The organism is Pandoraea sp. PE-S2R-1, from assembly GCF_002179865.1.
Lineage (GTDB): Bacteria > Pseudomonadota > Gammaproteobacteria > Burkholderiales > Burkholderiaceae > Pandoraea.
The window spans coordinates 530,581-545,955 of sequence record NZ_NGUR01000015.1; the positions used below are offsets into that span (position 1 = coordinate 530,581).

General features: G+C 63.7%; 15 protein-coding genes and 1 tRNA gene. 10 read left to right on the plus strand and 6 right to left on the minus strand.

Annotated features, from left to right (window positions below):
- Positions 1-16: 16 nt before the first annotated feature.
- A complete protein-coding gene (mutM, locus tag CDV44_RS19795; RefSeq protein WP_087689888.1) occupies positions 17-847 on the minus strand; it encodes a bifunctional DNA-formamidopyrimidine glycosylase/DNA-(apurinic or apyrimidinic site) lyase in 831 nt (276 codons plus the stop codon).
- Positions 848-926: 79 nt separating this feature from the next.
- Between mutM and CDV44_RS19800 the strand changes: the two genes are divergently transcribed.
- The 7 genes from CDV44_RS19800 to pth all read left to right on the plus strand — a co-directional run bounded on the left by CDV44_RS19800 (position 927) and on the right by pth (position 7,284).
- Entirely contained in the window at positions 927-2,885 is a 1,959-nt protein-coding gene (locus CDV44_RS19800; RefSeq protein WP_087689890.1) for a tetratricopeptide repeat protein, read from the plus strand.
- A 65-nt stretch (positions 2,886-2,950) separates the two neighbouring features.
- Positions 2,951-3,592 (plus strand): outer membrane lipoprotein LolB, encoded by a 642-nt coding sequence (locus CDV44_RS19805; protein ID WP_249277630.1) that lies wholly within the window; start codon positions 2,951-2,953, stop codon positions 3,590-3,592.
- A gap of 194 nt (positions 3,593-3,786) precedes the next feature.
- A complete protein-coding gene (ispE, locus tag CDV44_RS19810; RefSeq protein ID WP_087689892.1) occupies positions 3,787-4,656 on the plus strand; it encodes a 4-(cytidine 5'-diphospho)-2-C-methyl-D-erythritol kinase in 870 nt (289 codons plus the stop codon).
- Between the two features lie 53 nt (positions 4,657-4,709).
- A tRNA-Gln gene (locus CDV44_RS19815) sits at positions 4,710-4,786 on the plus strand.
- 49 nt (positions 4,787-4,835) lie between these two features.
- On the plus strand, positions 4,836-5,783 hold the full coding sequence (locus CDV44_RS19820) for a ribose-phosphate pyrophosphokinase (RefSeq protein ID WP_058377138.1): 948 nt from the start codon (positions 4,836-4,838) through the stop codon (positions 5,781-5,783).
- Between the two features lie 159 nt (positions 5,784-5,942).
- Positions 5,943-6,563, plus strand: coding sequence for a 50S ribosomal protein L25/general stress protein Ctc (locus CDV44_RS19825; RefSeq protein ID WP_087689894.1), 621 nt, complete (start codon positions 5,943-5,945; stop codon positions 6,561-6,563).
- A 124-nt stretch (positions 6,564-6,687) separates the two neighbouring features.
- Positions 6,688-7,284, plus strand: a complete 597-nt coding sequence (pth, locus tag CDV44_RS19830) for an aminoacyl-tRNA hydrolase (protein WP_058377136.1) — start codon at positions 6,688-6,690, stop codon at positions 7,282-7,284.
- Positions 7,285-7,297: 13 nt separating this feature from the next.
- Here the strand turns inward: pth and CDV44_RS19835 are convergent, their stop codons facing one another.
- From CDV44_RS19835 to rsmD, 3 genes are all read right to left on the minus strand, one after another.
- Positions 7,298-7,555 (minus strand): YfhL family 4Fe-4S dicluster ferredoxin, encoded by a 258-nt coding sequence (locus CDV44_RS19835; protein ID WP_087689896.1) that lies wholly within the window; start codon positions 7,553-7,555, stop codon positions 7,298-7,300.
- 88 nt (positions 7,556-7,643) lie between these two features.
- Positions 7,644-8,138, minus strand: coding sequence for a pantetheine-phosphate adenylyltransferase (gene coaD / locus CDV44_RS19840; RefSeq protein ID WP_058377134.1), 495 nt, complete (start codon positions 8,136-8,138; stop codon positions 7,644-7,646).
- A 55-nt stretch (positions 8,139-8,193) separates the two neighbouring features.
- Positions 8,194-8,787: a 16S rRNA (guanine(966)-N(2))-methyltransferase RsmD gene (gene rsmD / locus CDV44_RS19845; protein WP_087689898.1), complete on the minus strand. Its 594-nt coding sequence runs from the start codon at positions 8,785-8,787 to the stop codon at positions 8,194-8,196.
- A 276-nt stretch (positions 8,788-9,063) separates the two neighbouring features.
- On the opposite strand from rsmD, the gene nodI reads away from it, so the two are divergent.
- Positions 9,064-9,981, plus strand: a complete 918-nt coding sequence (gene nodI, locus CDV44_RS19850) for a nodulation factor ABC transporter ATP-binding protein NodI (protein WP_087689900.1) — start codon at positions 9,064-9,066, stop codon at positions 9,979-9,981.
- A complete protein-coding gene (locus CDV44_RS19855) occupies positions 9,974-10,810 on the plus strand; it encodes an ABC transporter permease (protein ID WP_087689902.1) in 837 nt (278 codons plus the stop codon). Before nodI ends, CDV44_RS19855 begins: the two co-directional genes overlap by 8 nt.
- Positions 10,811-10,930: 120 nt before the next feature.
- Here the strand turns inward: CDV44_RS19855 and CDV44_RS19860 are convergent, their stop codons facing one another.
- Positions 10,931-12,349 (minus strand): pitrilysin family protein, encoded by a 1,419-nt coding sequence (locus CDV44_RS19860; RefSeq protein ID WP_087689904.1) that lies wholly within the window; start codon positions 12,347-12,349, stop codon positions 10,931-10,933.
- Positions 12,350-12,360: 11 nt separating this feature from the next.
- Complete coding sequence (locus CDV44_RS19865; protein ID WP_237172050.1) at positions 12,361-13,767, minus strand: pitrilysin family protein; 1,407 nt, start codon at positions 13,765-13,767, stop codon at positions 12,361-12,363.
- Between the two features lie 191 nt (positions 13,768-13,958).
- Between CDV44_RS19865 and ftsY the strand changes: the two genes are divergently transcribed.
- Complete coding sequence (gene ftsY, locus CDV44_RS19870) at positions 13,959-15,347, plus strand: signal recognition particle-docking protein FtsY (RefSeq protein WP_087689906.1); 1,389 nt, start codon at positions 13,959-13,961, stop codon at positions 15,345-15,347.
- Positions 15,348-15,375 lie beyond the last annotated feature (28 nt).

The window sequence follows — 15,375 nt, forward strand, 5'->3', positions numbered from 1 at the left end:
GTGGGGTCAGACGCGTTCATTTCTGGCAGTGCGGGCAGAAGAACGTGGAGCGCTGCTGCTGCACAATCTGCCGGATCGGCGTGCCGCACACTCTGCACGGCTGCCCTGTCCGGTCGTAGACGAAATATTCGAGTTGGAAATAGCCGCTTTTGCCATCGCTGCCGACAAAATCGCGCAACGTGCTGCCGCCTTTCTCGATCGCTGCGGCGAGCGTTTCTCGCACCGCAACGGCGAGCTTTTCGCAACGCGGACGCGAGAGCTTTCCGGCCGCGAGCCGCGGATTGATGCCCGCACGAAAGAGGCTTTCCGACGCATAGATATTGCCCACGCCAACGACGATCGAGCCTGCCAGCAACGCTTGCTTGATGGCCACGGAGCGCCCGCGTGTGCCCGCGTACAGCAGGTTGCCGTCGAACGCATCGGAAAACGGTTCGACACCGAGATTGGCGAGCAACGCATGACCGAGCACATCGCCGGCCGAACGCGGATGAAACAGCACGGCGCCGAAGCGGCGCGGATCGCGATAGCGCAACGCGCAGCGCTCGAACACGAGATCGATGTGATCGTGAATGCCGGCGACCGGCAACGCTTCCGGCTCGGGCAAGACGCGCAACGTCCCGGTCATGCCCAGATGCACCAGCAACCAGCCCGGCGCATATTCGAGCAGCAGGTATTTGCCGCGACGGGTCACGTCGATGAGCGTCTCGCCACGCAACAAGGCATCGAGCCCGGCGGGCACCGGCCAGCGCAACGATGCATTGCGAACGTCGATGCGAGCGACGCGCGTGCCCGCCACATGCGGCGCAATGCCGCGGCGGGTGACTTCGACTTCGGGGAGTTCAGGCATGCATGCGAACGTTTGCTGAGGATTTAGACTCTATTGTATCGGGCGCGCTACAATCGCTCGAAACCTGCCGTGGATCCCTATGCCGAACACTCGTCTCCCGTCCATTCTCACCGCTTCGAAGCCCCCGGTGGCCGTGCCTTCCCGTCTGCGCGGCGCCCTGGCGCGCGGTGCTTTGGCCGGTGCAACAGCGCTCGGCGTGACCTGCGCCAGCGCGATCATGGCATTTCTGCCATCTTCGAACGCTTTCGCCCAGACCGGTCAACCCGGCATCGCCCAGCCCGCACAACCGACCACACCGGCCGCACCCGCCGCTGCGCCGTCGAAGGCGGCGAAGCCGGGCGCAGCGAGCAAGGCAGGCGCGAACGCCGACGCCGATGCGGACAGCGAAGATGTTCCGCCCAACGCCGACGTTCCGAAAGAAAAGCTGCCGAACGTCGCGCTCACCAGCGAAATCGTGTTTGAAGTAACGGCCGCCGAACTAAGCCTGCAACAAGGCAACCTCGCGCCCGCCTTCAACACGTATGTCTCGCTCGCCAATCGCACGAAGGATCCGCGCATGGCGCGCCGCGCCGTCGAGATCGCACTCGGTGCACGCCAGCTCGGCGACGCCCTCGTCGCGGCCCGTTTGTGGCATCAGTTGGACCCGACGTGGCGTCCGGCGACGCAATTGCTCGCCAGCCTCGAAGTCGGCACCGGCCATCTCGCGGAAGCCGAGCCGTTGCTCACCGACGAGTTGAACAAGGTGCCGGAAGCGCGCCGCGGACAAGCCATTCTCGAGTTGCAGCAGATGATTGCGCGCAGCCCGGAACGTGCCACCGGCATCGAGTCGCTCAAGCGCCTGCTGGCGAACGATCTGCAACGGCCCGAAGCACAACTGGCACTGGCCCGCTCGCAACTCGACGCAGGCGACACCGCCGGCGCGCGCACCTCGCTCGAAACGGCACTCAAGTTGAAGCCGGATTACGAAGCGGCCGCGCTGCTTTATGGCCAGATGGGCCCTGAGGAGCGCGCGAGTGCCATTGCCGGCCTGAAGACGTTCCTCGACCGCAATCCGGATGCCAAGGAAGCGCGCTTCGCCTATGCCAAGCTGCTGCTCGCCGACAACCAGCTCGATACCGCGCAAAAGCAATTCGAGACGCTCGAGAAGCGCTATCCGCACGAGCTGTCGACGCTGATGGCGCTGGCGCTGCTCAACCTGCACGCCAAACACCCCGGCGCGGCCGAACGGTACTTGCAGAAGTACGCGACGGAAGCCGAACAGCAGAACACCGATGGCGCGCAAGCGTATGTGTATCTCGCGCAGATTGCGCAGGATCGCAAGGACTACCCGGCCGCCGACAAGTGGCTCTCGAAGATTCGCGAAGACAGCAACGCCTATCTGCCGGCGCAGATCGGGCGCGCGCAGTTGCTCGCCGATCAGGGCAAGGTCGAGGAAGGCCGCGCGTTGCTGCACGGGATCAAGTCGAGCGATCCGCGCGAGCAACTCGCGCTCAAGCGTGCCGAGTCCGATCTGCTCGTCAAGGCCAAGCGCTATGACGACGCCGAGAAGCTGCTCGCCGTCGAGGTCAAGGACCATCCGGACGATTCCGATTTGCTCTACCAGTACGGCATGGTCGCAGAGCTGAACAAGCATTACGAGGTCATGGAAAAAGCCATGCGCCGCGTGATGACGACGCAGCCCGACAATGCGCAGGCCTACAACGCGCTGGGCTACTCGCTCACCGAGCGCAATACGCGCCTGCCGGAAGCGCTCAAGCTGTTGCAGAAAGCGTCGTCGCTCGCACCGGACGATCCGTACATCATGGACAGCCTCGCCTGGGTGAAGTACCGCCTTGGCGACAAGACGCAAGCGCTCGAATTGCTGCGCCGGGCGTACGGCATTCAGGCGCAGGCCGAAATCGGCGCGCACCTGGGCGAAGTGCTGTGGGAAAGCGGCCAGCAGGACGAAGCCCGCAAGACCTGGCGCGAAGCACTCAAAGTCGATAGCGACGACGACACGCTGCGCTCGACGATGAAGCGTTACAACGTCACACCGTAATGCTGTGATACCGGCGTCGCGAGCCTTTCCTCGCGGCGCCTTTCTTTTTGCTGACGATGTCCCGTTTGCCCCAACTGCCCTTGTTCCGTTTCGATCTCTCGATGTTGCCGCGCCCGCGTCTGACGATGCGGGCCGCCGGCATGGCGCTCGCCATCTCCGCCGCCGTGCTCGGCAGCGGGTGTGCGAGCCTCGCACCGCCCGCCCCGATCGCGCAGGCCGAAGGCACCAGCGTGGAGCATTACCGGGGACGTTTCTCGATTCGATTCGAACAGAACGGCGAAGCGCGCAATACGTACGGTAATTTCGACTGGCAGCAAAGCGGCGACAACGCCACCGTGCAATTGCTCGATCCGCTTGGGCAGACACAGGCGATCGTGCGGCAGACCCCCCGTGGCGCCACGCTCGAATTGCCGGGCAAGGCACCGCTGACCGGCCCGCGTCTCGAAGACGTGATGCACGACGCCCTCGGCTTCGCCCTGCCGGTCGGCGGCATGCGCTACTGGCTGCACATGCAGGGCGCACCGGGTTCGCAGGCGACGATCGAACGCGATCCGCAGACGCAACGCCCGACGCGCCTCGTGCAGGACGGCTGGACCATCGACTATCAGGCGTATTTCGACACCACGCCCCTGCGCGTGAAACGCATCGACCTCACGCGCGACCTCGATGGCTCGCCGCTAGCGGTACGGCTCGTGATTGACGAGTAAGCCAAAACCCGCAAAAAAAGGGGGCGCCCGCGACTCGCGAAGGCACCTCGCGCCCTCTTCCGCGCGTCGCCGCCTGCGGTGCTATCCTTGGCGCCTCCTGCCCAGACGGTTAGGCGCTAACCTCGAGCACACGATTCCCCGGTTTCCGGCTACCAGCTACCGGCTACTGCCGTTAGCCCTCACAACGCATTGCCATGTACGAAATCCTGCGTGATTGCCCGGCTCCGGCCAAGCTGAACCTGTTCCTGCACATCGTGGGACGCCGGCCCAATGGCTATCACGAACTGCAAACCGTTTTCCAGCTGATCGACTGGGCCGACACGCTGCATTTCGAGCGTCGCGACGACGGCAAGATCGTGCATACGACCCCCCTGCCCGGCGTGCCGCCCGAGACCGATCTGACGGTACGGGCCGCGCGGCTGCTTCAGGAACACTGCGGGGTGCGGTTCGGCGTGGATATCGGCATCGAGAAGCGCCTGCCGGCCGGTGGCGGCATCGGCGGCGGCAGCTCGGACGCCGCAACCACCCTGCTCGCCCTCAATCGCATGTGGCAGCTCGATCTGCCGCGCGCCGAACTCCAGACGCTCGCGCTCAAACTCGGTGCCGACGTGCCGTTCTTCGTGTTCGGGCGCAATGCGTTCGCCGAGGGGCTCGGCGAGCAAATGCAGGCCGTGGATCTACCGCAACGGCACTTTCTGGTCGTCAACCCGCGGGTACACGTCGCAACCGATAAGATTTTTCGTGATCCCCTGTTGACAAGGGATTCGAACGTCGTCACAATGGCGTTCTTTCTTGAGCACGCCAACAAAAACGTGTTCGAAACGGATGAAATTTTCCGTAACGACATGCAGGCGGTAGTCACTCGAGAATACGCGGAAGTCGCTGCTGTGATTGACTGGTTCAGAACCTTCACCACAGCTCGCATGACGGGATCCGGTGCCAGCGTGTTTGCAGCATTCGACACGAAGGCAGAAGCGGAAGCGGCATGTAAGCGATTGCCAGAGCGCTGGCTGGGTCAAGTGACCGCCGGTCTGGCCGAACACCCGTTGTTCGCATTTGCGTGAAAAAGTTTTACTTTGCTGCGTTCCTACGACGCAACAAAGGCATCGGTTAGTGTAGGGGAGTCGCCAAGTTGGTTAAGGCACCGGATTTTGATTCCGGCATACGAGGGTTCGAGTCCTTCCTCCCCTGCCAATTTCTCTGTCGTTCAGTCTCAGCATCAATACGTCCCGCAGGTAGCCAGATGAGTAGTGATAACCTAATGGTATTCACCGGGAACGCCAATCCCGCCCTGGCCCAAGAGGTCGTCAACACTCTCGGCATCCCGCTCGGCAAGGCCATGGTCAGCCGATTCTCGGATGGCGAGATTCAAGTCGAAATCCAGGAAAACGTGCGCGGCAAGGACGTCTTCGTCCTCCAGTCGACGTGTGCTCCGACCAACGACAATCTGATGGAACTGCTGATCATGGTCGACGCGCTCAAGCGCGCTTCTGCCGGCCGGATCACTGCTGCCATCCCGTATTTCGGCTATGCCCGTCAAGATCGCCGCCCCCGTTCGGCGCGCGTGGCGATCTCGGCGAAGGTCGTAGCCAACATGCTGCAAATCGCGGGCGTCGAGCGCATCATCACGATGGACCTGCACGCCGACCAGATTCAGGGTTTCTTCGATATCCCGGTCGACAACATTTACGCCTCGCCGCTGCTGCTGGCTGACGTGCGCAAGCAAAATCACGAAAACCTGCTGGTGGTTTCGCCGGACGTCGGCGGCGTGGTGCGTGCCCGTGCACTCGCGAAGCAACTGCATTGCGATCTGGCCATCATCGACAAGCGTCGTCCGAAGGCCAATGTGGCCGAAGTGATGAACATCATCGGTGAAGTCGACGGCCGTACGTGCGTGATCATGGACGACATGGTCGACACCGCCGGCACGCTCTGCAAGGCAGCGCAAGTGCTCAAGGAACGCGGCGCACAGAAGGTCTATGCCTACTGTACGCACCCGGTGCTCTCGGGTGGCGCAGCAGAGCGCATCAACGCGTCGGCGCTCGACGAAGTGGTCGTGACGGATACGATTCCGCTGCGCGACGACTCGAAGGGCGGCAAGATTCGCCAGTTGAGCTGCGCTGGCCTGCTCGCCGAAACGTTCTCGCGTATCCGTCGTGGCGACTCGGTGATGTCGCTGTTCGCGGAGTAAGCGTTCAGTAGAATTTTTGCGACGGCGCCTGTGTGGCGCCGTTGTCATGTCGGCGGGGAGCGTTTTCCCCGCCTTTGTCGTTCCTGAAACCCGTGTTTTTTGCACGGAAAAGTTCAGGAAGAAATCGCCACCTGGTCGCGGGTGGTACAAGGAGTTGTTATGAAAGTCGTCGCTTTTGAGCGTAATCTGCAAGGTACGGGTGCGAGCCGCCGCCTGCGCAATGCCGGCAAGACCGCAGGCATCGTGTACGGTGGTAACGTTGATCCGCAACTGATCGAACTCGATCACAACGCACTGTGGCACGCCCTGCGTAAAGAAGCTTTCCACTCGTCGATTCTCGACCTGGAAATCGCTGGCAAGTCGGAACAAGTGCTGCTGCGCGATGTGCAGTACCACCCGTTCAAGCAACTGGTTCTGCACGTGGATTTCCAACGTGTCGACGCCACCAAGGCAATTCACGTGAAGGTGCCCCTGCACTTCCTGGGCGCTGAAGAATCGCCCGCAGTGAAGCTGTCGGCCAACGTGATCAGCCACATCGTGAACGACCTCGACATCAGCTGCCTGCCGGGCAAGCTGCCGGAATTCCTGGAAGTCGATCTGTCGAAGCTGGCTGCTGGTCAAACCGTGCATGCCAAGGACGTCAAGCTGCCGGAAGGCGTGACGCTCGTGCTGCACGTCGAGCAAGAAAACCCGGTCGTGGCGCAAGCCGTTCAACCGGCGGGCGCTGCTGCTGATGAAGCTGCTGCCCCGGCTGCCGAAGGCGAAACGCCGGCTGCCTAAGCCTGCGAGTTGTCCTTCAGCGGCGACGCTGGACGCAAAACCCGCCGCGACGTCATGTCCCGGCGGGTTTTTTTATTGCGGTGCGCCTATCCTGCGTAGGTTGCACACAAGATCTGATACCGAAATGATCAAGCTGATCGTAGGGCTCGGCAATCCGGGCGCCGAATACACCGCCACCCGGCACAACGCCGGCTTCTGGTTTGTCGACGCATTGGCGCAGCAAAGCGGCGCCTCGCTGTCGAACCAGAAGAGCTTTCATGGCTATGCGGCCCGCGCACGCATCGCCGGCAGCGAGGTCTGGCTGCTCGAACCCCAGACGTTCATGAACCGCTCAGGGCAGTCGGTGGTGGCCCTCGCGCGCTTCTACAAGATTCTGCCGGACGAAATCCTCGTCGTGCACGATGAACTCGATCTGCCGCCCGGTGGCGTCAAACTCAAACGCGGTGGCGGCAGTGGTGGCCATAACGGACTGAAGGACATTGCCGCGCATCTGACGACGCCTGATTTCTGGCGCCTGCGCCTGGGCATCGGCCATCCGCGTACGCTGCAACCGGCGGGCAGTCAGCAGCAGGTGGTTGACTTTGTGCTGAAGCCGCCACGCAAGGAAGAACAGGCGCAAATCGACGACGCGATGTCGCGCTCGCTCGACATCGTCGATCTCGTCGTGAAAGGTGAGATGGAAAAGGCGATGATGCGCCTGCACGCCACGCCGGGAAAATAAGCAACCCGGCGTATCAGGCCAGCTTGTCCGCTTGCAGGTGGGTGTACTTCGCGAGCAATTGCGCCGGCGTCTCGACGTGTTCCGGATTGATCGGAATGCACTCTACCGGACACACCTGCACGCACTGCGGTTCATCGAAGTGCCCGACACACTCGGTGCACTTGTTCGGGTCGATCTCATAAATCTCGACCCCCATCGAAATTGCGTCGTTCGGGCACTCGGGCTCACACACGTCGCAATTGATGCATTCATCGGTAATCATCAAGGCCATACGGCACCTCCAGCTGTATCGCGACGCCGGCCCGCCATCCGAGTCAAACCTCGGGCCAGACCCGGGGCCAGACCGGCGCGCACGATACTCATCCCTTCGCCGACAGATCGCCGACTTTCGTCACCAGCCACTTCTCGACGGAAGGGAACACAAACTTGCTGACATCGCCGCCCAGTTGTGCGATCTCGCGCACGATCGTGCCCGAGATGAACTGGTACTGGTCAGACGGCGTCATGAACATCGTTTCCACGTCGGGCAGCAGATACCGGTTCATGCCGGCCATCTGGAACTCGTACTCGAAGTCGGACACGGCACGCAGCCCGCGCACGATCACGCGCGCCTGGTGCTTGCGCACGAAGTCCTTGAGCAGCCCGGAAAACCCTTCGACCGTCACGTTCGGATAGTGCCCAAGCACCTCGCGCGCGATGTCGATGCGCTCTTCCAGCGTGAAGAACGGCTTCTTGTTGCGACTGTCGGCCACACCGACGATGAGCTTGTCGAAAATGCCCGCCGCACGGCGAACCAGATCTTCGTGCCCTCGGGTCAGCGGGTCGAACGTCCCCGGATAGATCGCCACTACCATGCCAACGTCTCCTCGCGGCTGGGGACCGTTACTACGTACTTGTTCATTGTGGTCTCTAGGTTTTCGGAATCGATTCAAGCAAATGATAATGCACCGCTCCGGCTTTCGCCCGGCGCACACACACTAGCCCCAGTGCCGCCAGCGCTTCGTCGTCGAGCGGCGCGTCGGATTCAGCATAGATCACGCCGTTGGGCGCCAGCAGGCGGGCCGCAGGGGCCAGCAGGTCGGCCAGCCAGCCACTCGCGAACGGCGGATCGAGAAACACCACGTCGAAAGCCCCGGGTGCGAGTGTGGTTATCAGACGCCGCGCGTCGGCCTGCACGATCTCGACCTGATCGGCGGCGAGCTTGGCCTGATTGGCGCGCAGCTGACGCACGGCCGGTGCGGCGTACTCGACCATCAGCACACGGGCCGCACCTCGCGAGGCCGCCTCAAAGCCCAGCGCGCCACTGCCCGCAAAGGCATCGAGGCAACGCAGGCCGTCGAGATCTTGTCCAAGCCAATTGAACAGCGTTTCGCGCACACGATCCGGCGTGGGGCGCAGGCCGTCACCGGGCGGCACGGGCAGCGGCGTACGCTTCCACTGACCGCCAATGATGCGTACCTGCTGCGGCGCGCCGCGTGCGACGTTTCCGGAACCTGACTTCATGCCGCGCTCCGGCGTGCTGCGTTGACTGCGGTGTTGGTGACGCGAGCGACAGCTGCGACGGCGGCATCGGCGTGCGATGCGGCACCGGCACCAGCGTTATGCGCGGCCAAAGTGTCCAAATAGTGAGATCGCGCGCAGGGTTGCGCGCGCTGGTCGTCCAAATTCATGGTAATTCACGCTACATTGTTGAGGCGAAACATACCACATCGCCCGTAAGACTTGCCCCCTGTGGTTTCGAAGGGGCATGCCAGACGACAGGAGACCCCCGAATTCGCCATGACCGATGCCGCCATCGAGGTAACCGAACTCTGCAAGGCCTATGACGGACGCCCCGTCGTCGATCACTTGTCGCTGCACGTCGCGCCCGGTGAGTGTTTCGGGCTGCTAGGGCCCAACGGCGCGGGCAAGACCACGACGCTGCGCATGCTGCTGGGCCTCGTCACCCCCGACGCCGGGGAGATCCGCCTCGGCGGCCTGTCGGTCCCCAGACTCGCCCCGGAAGCCCGCCGCCGTATCGGCGTGGTGCCGCAGTTCGACAATCTCGACCCCGACTTCACCGTGCGCGAGAATCTGGCAATTTTCGGGCGCTATTTCGGACTCTCCTCCGCCGATGTGCGCGAACGGGTGCCCGCCCTGCTCGCCTTTGCGCGGCTCGAATCGAAGGCCGATGCACGCGTCGGGCAACTCTCGGGCGGGATGAAGCGACGCCTCACACTCGCCCGCGCGCTCATCAACAACCCCGATCTGCTGCTGCTCGACGAGCCGACGACGGGGCTCGACCCGCAAGCGCGCCATCTGATCTGGGAGCGGCTCAAGTCGCTGATGAATGAGGGCAAGACGATCCTGCTCACCACGCACTTCATGGAAGAGGCCGAGCGTCTGTGCCATCGCCTGTGCGTGATCGATGCTGGTCGCAAGATCGCCGAAGGCACGCCACCCGAGCTGGTCGCGCGCGAAATCGGTTGCGACGTTGTCGAAGTCTTCGGCGATGTGCCGCACGCACTGCTGGCACACCTTGCGCCCTTGGCCGAGCGCATCGAGACGAGCGGCGAGACGCACTTCTGTTACGTACTCGACGCTACCCCGATCGTGAACGCGCTGCGCGACCAGCCCGGTGTGCGTTATCTGCATCGGCGCGCCAATCTGGAAGACGTCTTCCTCAAACTCACCGGACGGGAGATGCGCGATGACTGAGGCCGATCGCCAGCACCAGACCGAACGCGTGACAACGCCCACCCACCGGCCAGAGACGCCGCGCTACCTCCCCGGCCTCACCCCGTGGACCGGCGTATGGCGGCGCAACTTTCTCGTCTGGCGCAAGCTGGCCATTGCGTCGATGTTCGGCAATCTGGCCGACCCGATGATCTATCTGTTCGGGCTCGGCTTCGGGCTGGGCATGATGGTCGGGAATGTGGACGGCACGTCCTATATCGCGTTTCTCGCCGCGGGCACGGTCGGCTCCAGCGTGATGTTTTCCGCGAGCTTCGAATCGATGTACTCGGGCTTCTCGCGCATGCATGTGCAGCGGACCTGGGAAGCGCTCATGCACACGCCGCTGACGCTGGGCGACGTTGTACTCGGCGAAGTGGCCTGGGCGGCCAGCAAAGCGGTGCTCTCGGGCCTCGCGATCCTGCTGGTGGCCAGCGTCCTCGGCTACGCGCGGCTCGACGCCCTGCCGGTTGTGCTGCCCGCGGTGGTGCTTGCCGGTTTCGCGTTCGCGAGTCTGGCGATGGTCATGACCGCACTCGCGCCGAGTTACGACTTCTTCATGTTCTATCAGACGCTCGTCATGACGCCGATGTTGCTGCTCTCCGGGGTGTTCTTCCCGTTGTCGCAACTCCCGGCGGCCGCGCGTCATGTCACCGAATGGTTGCCCCTCGCCCATGCGATCGCGTTGATTCGGCCCGCCATGCTCGGACGCGCCATCGACCAGCCATGGCTGCACGTGGCCGCCCTTGTCGCCTATGCGGTGATCGCGTTTGCAATTGCCCTGACGTTGCTGCGCCGGCGAATCTTGCGATAGCACCAATCACGCTGATACCTCAATAACGCAAAAAGCGCCTTCGAACTTCCTGCTCAAGAAAAAACGGCACCGGAAATTTCCCGGTGCCGTTTTTCGTACCGCGTGAACCGACCCGCAGTGTTACTTCGCTTTCGGGCCCGCTGCCGCAGCGCCACTTGCCGCTGCACCCGCACTCGCAGCACCGAACACATTGCCCGGGCCAACGACGACGGTCACCAGCCGCTCAGGTTGCACGTGACGCGCAAACGCGTCCTTCACCTGCGCAGCCGTCACCGCCTTGACCTTGTCGGTCCACGTGTCGAGATAGTCGAGCGGCAGGTTGTAGAAACCGATCGCGGCCACGCTCGCCAAGAGCTTGCGATTGCTGTCCAGACGCAGCGGGAAACCGTTGATCAGGTTGTCCTTCGCGGCCTGCATCTCGGCGTCAGTCGGGCCTTCCTGTACGAACTTGCCCAACGTCTCGCGGACCACCTTCAACGCTTCAGGGGCCTGCTCGCGACGCGTCTGCAAGCTGATCTCGAACGGACCTTCCTGCAACTGCGGAACAAACATGCTCGTGACACCGTACGTCAGCCCGCGCTTCTCGCGCACTTCCGCTGTGAGTCGCGACACGAATCCGCCGCCACCCAGCACATAGTTACCGACGAGCAGCGCGAAGTAGTCGGGGTCGCTGCGCGCCACCGACGCCTGACCGCTCACGATATGCGCCTGCTCTGCCGGGTGCGGCAGATCGATCTGCATGGCATTGCGCAGCGCCGCCACCGGTGGCATGGCCGGCGGCTGAATGCCCGCAGGCATGGCGTCGGTCAGCGTCGCCACCAGCTTCTCGGCCTGCGCACGATCGATGTCGCCGACGATGGTGACCACCGCACGCTTCGGACTGAACATGTCGCGATAGAAGCGCACGAGATCGTCACGCTTGACCGCATTCACGCTCGCCACCGTAGCGCTCACGCCATACGGATGGCTGCCATAGATCGCGCTGCGGAAGGCCTTCTCGGCGATGGCTTCGGGCTTGGTGTTGGCCTCGGCAATCGCGGCGGACAGGCGCGCGGCCTCACGCTTGAGCACGGCCTCGGGGAACGTCGGATGTTGCAGGAATTGCGCCATCGTACTGACGGCAGCGTCGCGCTCGGCCGCCGACGATAGCGTGCGCATCGTGACGGTCGCGGCATCACGCCCCGCGCTCGTCGCTTCCATCGCGCCTACATCGGCAAAGCGGTCGGCAATCTGCGCCTCGGTCAGTGCCGGGCGGCCATTGACTGCCATCGCGCCCGAATCAAGCAATCCGGCAGTGAGCAGCGCCAGCCCGGATTTGCCGGGCGGATCGTAACGGCTGCCCGCATCGAAATCGATGTTCAGATCGAGCATCGGAATCGAATGGCTCTCCACGAGCAGCACTTTGGCGCCGGAAGGCGCCGTCCAGGTCTGGATCGGCAGTGCCGCGAGTGCCGTCGTCGGCATGGCTGCCGCAGCGGCAACAGCGCCCAAGCAGGCAGGCAGGACAAACGCACGCAGTAGTGCGGTAATTTTCATCATCGGGTGGCCTCTTAGCGCATGTTCTTCAGGTCTTCCGCCCCTTGGGCGCGGCGCTTGCGGGTCGCCTCGTCCACGGGCTGCGGCACCAGCGTGGCCACCGTCAGCGTGTCGTCGCCGAAGTACTTGCCCGCCACCGCCTGCACCTGTGCCGGCGTGACCGCCTTTACCTTCTCGAGCATGCGATCGATCTGCCGCCACGAGATGCCCGACATTTCATTGAGACCGATCTCCATCGCCTGACCGAACACCGAGTCACGCTTGTAGATCTGCCCCGCAATGACCTGCGCCTTCACGCGCTTGAGTTCCTCGTCGGTCACACCATGCGCCGCAATGTCGGCGACCTGAGCACGCAACGCCTTCTCGATCTGCTCGGGCGTCTTGCCCTGTGCGGGCGTGCCGTCGAGGATGAAGAACTGCGGGCCGCGACCCACGCCGTCGTAACCGGCACCCACGTCGTTGGCGATGCGTTGCTCGCGCACGAGACGGCTCGTCAGCCGCGCGTTGCCGTAGCCGTCGAGCACCGCCGCCAGCACTTGCAACGCATAGACGTCGTCATCCTTCTCGACGTCCGTCAGACGCGGCGCGCGCCACGCCAGCATCACGTTCGGGTTCTCGGCGGGGGCCTTCACGAACACACGGCGCACGCCCAGTTGGGCAGGCTCGTTCTGCGGCCGGCGCTCGGGCAGCGTGTGCGACTTGATCGGGCCGTAGTACTGCTCGGCCCAGCGGCGCACCTGCTGCGGATCGACGTCGCCACTCACGACTACGACCGCATTGTTCGGCGCATACCAGCGCTCGTACCACGCGCGCGTATCGTCGACGGTCATGTGCTGGAGATCGTCCATCCAGCCCACGATCGGCCGGCGGTACGGGTTGGCCACCAATGCCGATGCCATCAGTTGCTCGTAAAGCAACGCGCGCGGCTGGTCGTCGGTGCGCAGCCGCCGCTCTTCCATCACCACCTGAATCTCTTTGGCGAACTCGTCGGCCGTGAGCGTCAGGTTAGCCATACGATCGGCTTCGAGACGCATCATGTCGGGCAGGCGCGACTTCTCGGTCTGCTCGAAGAAGCCCGTGTAGTCCTTGCTGGTGAACGCGTTCTCACGGCCGCCGAGCGCGGCGACCTGGCGCGAGAACTGGCCCGGGCCGACCGTCTTCGTGCCCTTGAACATCATGTGCTCGAGCGCGTGAGCCACGCCCGTCGTGCCGTTGAACTCGTCGAGCGAGCCCGCGCGGTACCAGACCACATGCGCGACCGTCGGTGCCCGATGGTCTTCGCGCACGATCAGCCGTAGCCCGTTGGAGAGCGTGAATTCGGAAGTGTTGTCCGTCGTTTTGCTGCCGGTAGTGTCGGCGGCATGGCCCAGGCTTATCACCCCGGCCAAGGTCAGACCGGCCAAGGCGTGAAGCCAGCGCATGGTTCCTCTCATGGATCCCCTCATGAATTCCCTTTTGCCCTTGATGGACGTCGAGACGCGTCTGATAAAATACGTCGCATTTCCCGCGCCGGAAACGCGACCGCCCATTGTAGGGCGTTTTGCCCGGCGCGAATGGCACGACAAATCAGAGACGTCTCCGAGCGCGCTCCCCACGCCAAGTTCCTCACTCCATGTTCAGTTTCTTCAAGCGTTTCACGTCGGGCGGTAACAAATCCGCCGAGCCGAGCCCCGCATCGCCCGTCGAAAACGCGTCCGATGAGGCCGCGGCAAAGGCCGCCGCCGAGGTCGCCTCCGCCGCACCGGCGGCGCCCGTGGTGCCGCCAGCCCCTGTCACGGCCCCTGCCGCCCCGGCAGCGCCCGCCGCTGCGCCAAATGTTCCGCAAAGCGCCCCGGTCCGTGACGCCGAAGCGTCAGAAACGCCGGCGTTGTCTGAAACGCCTGTGGCGAATGTCCCCAATCCGGTGACGATTGCGCCGGAAGCCGAACCGCAACGCAAACCGGAAGCGCTGCCGGAACCTGAGTCGGAACTTGAGCCGGAACCTGAAGCGCAGTTCGAACCGGAAGTTGCGCCCGCCCCGGCCCCGGCCCCCGTCGTCGTCAAGGACGACAGCGGCGAGGCTATCGGCGAAATCGTGGCCGCTCCCGCCGCAGCGCCCGCTGCCAAGCGTTCATGGCTCACGCGCCTGAAGGCCGGGCTGTCGAAGACCAGCGCAGGGCTCACCGGCATCTTCGTCGGCGTGAAGGTCGATGAGAATCTCTTCGAGGAACTGGAAGGCGCGCTGCTGATGAGCGACGCAGGTGTCGAAGCCACCACGTTCCTGATCGACGCGTTGCGCAAGAAGGTCAAGGCGGAACGTCTGACCGAAGGCGAACAGGTCAAGCGCGCGCTGCACGACCTGCTGGTCGAGTTGCTTTCGCCGCTGGAACAGAGCCTCGTGCTCGGCCGCGAAGCACCGCTGGTGGTGATGATCGCGGGCGTGAACGGTGCCGGCAAGACCACCAGCATCGGCAAGCTCGCCAAGCACTTCCAGAGCTATGACCAGTCGGTGCTGCTCGCTGCGGGCGATACTTTCCGCGCCGCCGCGCGCGAGCAACTGACGATCTGGGGCGAGCGCAACAACGTCGCGGTCGTGTCGCAGGAAAGCGGCGACCCCGCCGCCGTGGTGTTCGACGCCGTGAGCGCCGCCCGCGCCCGCAAGATCGACATCGTGATGGCAGACACTGCCGGGCGTCTGCCCACGCAGTTGCATCTGATGGAAGAGCTCAAGAAGATCAAGCGCGTGCTCGGCAAGGCCGCCGACGGCGCACCGCACGAAGTGCTGCTCGTCATCGACGCCAACACCGGCCAGAATGCGCTCGCGCAGGTCAAGGCGTTCGACGACGCACTGCAACTCACCGGCCTCATCGTCACCAAACTCGACGGCACGGCCAAGGGCGGTATCCTCGCCGCCATTGCCCGCCAGCGCCCGGTGCCGGTCTACTTCATCGGCGTGGGTGAAAAGGTCGAAGACCTGCAACCGTTCTCGGCACGCGAGTTCTCCGACGCACTGCTCGGGTAAGTCGATTCGCCGCCGCGCCAGAAAAAAC